The sequence below is a fragment of the Paracoccus simplex genome, assembly GCF_042648325.1.
GTDB lineage: Bacteria > Pseudomonadota > Alphaproteobacteria > Rhodobacterales > Rhodobacteraceae > Paracoccus > Paracoccus simplex.
The window spans coordinates 1-2,338 of sequence record NZ_JBHRXE010000076.1 but is presented as its reverse complement, the minus strand read 5'-3'; the positions used below and the strand labels follow the sequence as shown (position 1 = coordinate 2,338).

The following is a 2,338-nucleotide window of genomic DNA, read 5'->3' as shown; positions in this document are numbered from 1 at the left end:
GCATGGGGTCTTTCCGTCTAACCGCGGGAAGTCTGCATCTTCACAGACAATTCAATTTCGCTGAGTCCACATTTGAGACAGCGGGGAAGTCGTTACGCCATTCGTGCAGGTCGGAACTTACCCGACAAGGAATTTCGCTACCTTAGGACCGTTATAGTTACGGCCGCCGTTTACCGGGGCTTCAATTCAAGGCTTGCACCTCTCCTTTTAACCTTCCGGCACCGGGCAGGCGTCAGACCCTATACGTCGCCTTACGGCTTCGCAGAGCCCTGTGTTTTTAGTAAACAGTCGCCACCCCCTGGTTTGTGCCCCCCGCCCATACTTGCGTACAAACGGGGCCTCCTTCTCGCGAACTTACGGAGGTATTTTGCCGAGTTCCTTAAATGTGGTTCTCTCAAGCGCCTTGGTATTCTCTACCAGTCCACCTGTGTCGGTTTAGGGTACGGTCTTGTGGAGGGCTATTTCCAGGAACCGCTCACCAGCCCTTCCAATCCGATAAGGAAGAACTAGCTCTGCGATCCGTCACCATCTCCTGGCCCAGGAATATTAACCTGGTTCCCATCGACTACGCCTTTCGGCCTCGCCTTAGGGGCCGGCTTACCCTGCTCAGATTAGCTTTAAGCAGGAACCCTTGGACTTTCGGCGACAGGGTCTCTCACCCTGTTTGTCGCTACTCATGTCAACATTCTCGCTTCTGATCACTCCACCGGATGCCTTACAGCCCGGCTTCACAGTCAGAACATTGCCTCCGTTGCTTGCGAACAAGCAAAAGAGGCAGCGTTCTATATCACAGAACGCTCCGCTACCGCGTGCATAAATGCACACCCAAAGCTTCGGCTCGTGGCTTGAGCCCCGTTACATCTTCGCCGCAAGACCTCTTGATTAGACCAGTGAGCTGTTACGCTATCTTTAAAGGATGGCTGCTTCTAAGCCAACCTCCTGGTTGTTTTGGAAGTCTCACATGCTTTCCCACTTAGCCACGAATTGGGGGCCTTAGCTGTTGGTCAGGGTTGTTTCCCTCTCCACGACGGACGTTAGCACCCGCCGTGTGTCTGCCAGATAGTTCTTCCCGGTATTCGGAGTTTGCTTAGACTCAGTAAGGCTGTGGGCCCCCATCATCCATGCAGTGCTCTACCCCCGGGAGAATTCGTCTGACGCGCTACCTAAATAGCTTTCGCGGAGAACCAGCTATCTCCAGATTTGATTGGCCTTTCACCCCTAGGCACAAGTCATCCCGACCTTTTTCAACAGGTGTGGGTTCGGCCCTCCAGTTGGTGTTACCCAACCTTCAGCCTGCTCATGCCTAGATCATCTGGTTTCGGGTCTGATCCGTCTAACTCATTCGCCCATTTAAGACTCGCTTTCGCTGCGCCTACACCTACCGGCTTAAGCTTGCTAGACAGACCAAGTCGTTGACCCATTATACAAAAGGTACGCCGTCAGGGCGCAAGGCCCCTCCGACTGCTTGTAGGCGTCCGGTTTCAGAAACTGTTTCACTCCCCTCGTCGGGGTGCTTTTCACCTTTCCCTCACGGTACTGGTTCGCTATCGGTCAGCAAGGAGTACTTAGCCTTCGAGGGTGGTCCCCCGATCTTCAGACAGGATTTCACGTGTCCCGCCCTACTTAATACGTCCGATCAAACTTCCCATACGGGGCTGTCACCCGCTATGGCTGGCCTTTCCAGGCCATTCTGGTCATTCTCACGGCTCGGCTGGTCCCCGTTCGCTCGCCGCTACTGGGGGAGTATCTGTTGATTTCCTTTCCTCCGGGTACTTAGATGTTTCAGTTCCCCGGGTTCGCTCTTAAAACCCTATGTATTCAGGTGATAAGTACCTGGTTAACCCAATTGTTGATACCCAAGGGTAACAACAATCGAGTTTCAGGTGGGTTTCCCCATTCGGAGATCCATGGATCAAAGCTTATTCTCAGCTCCCCATGGCTTATCGCAGAGTATCACGTCCTTCATCGCCTCTTGCTGCCAAGGCATCCACCAAACGCCCTTATCGCGCTTGATTTGATCCGGAAGAAGAAAGACCCGGCTTCCCGAAGGAAAGGGTCCGTCGTTCCCGCGCCCTTTTGCGTGTCGCGGGGGTCGCTTCCGATCAAAAGCATGTACGTTTCCCGCCCATTCCGAAGAATGGACTTTCTGTGCAATTCCCATGCAGGAAGTGCACATTTGGTTAGTGTACTTGACTTGGACAACGCTGTCGTTGGTCTGCAAGACCATTGCAACCCCACTTGGTTGCAACCGACAACGCCGATTATCTCTCTGAACGATGTGAAATGCGTGCCGCGCACGCGCGTCCGACAGGACGGGAAAGCCATGCGCTTTCCGATC

The 2,338-nt window shown here is 53.7% G+C and carries 1 rRNA gene; it reads right to left on the bottom strand.

Annotation, left to right across the window (positions count from 1 at the left end):
- Positions 1 to 2,015: ribosomal RNA gene (locus ACFOMP_RS19815) — 23S ribosomal RNA — on the bottom strand; the annotation flags it as partial.
- Between the last annotated feature and the right edge of the window lie 323 nt (positions 2,016 to 2,338).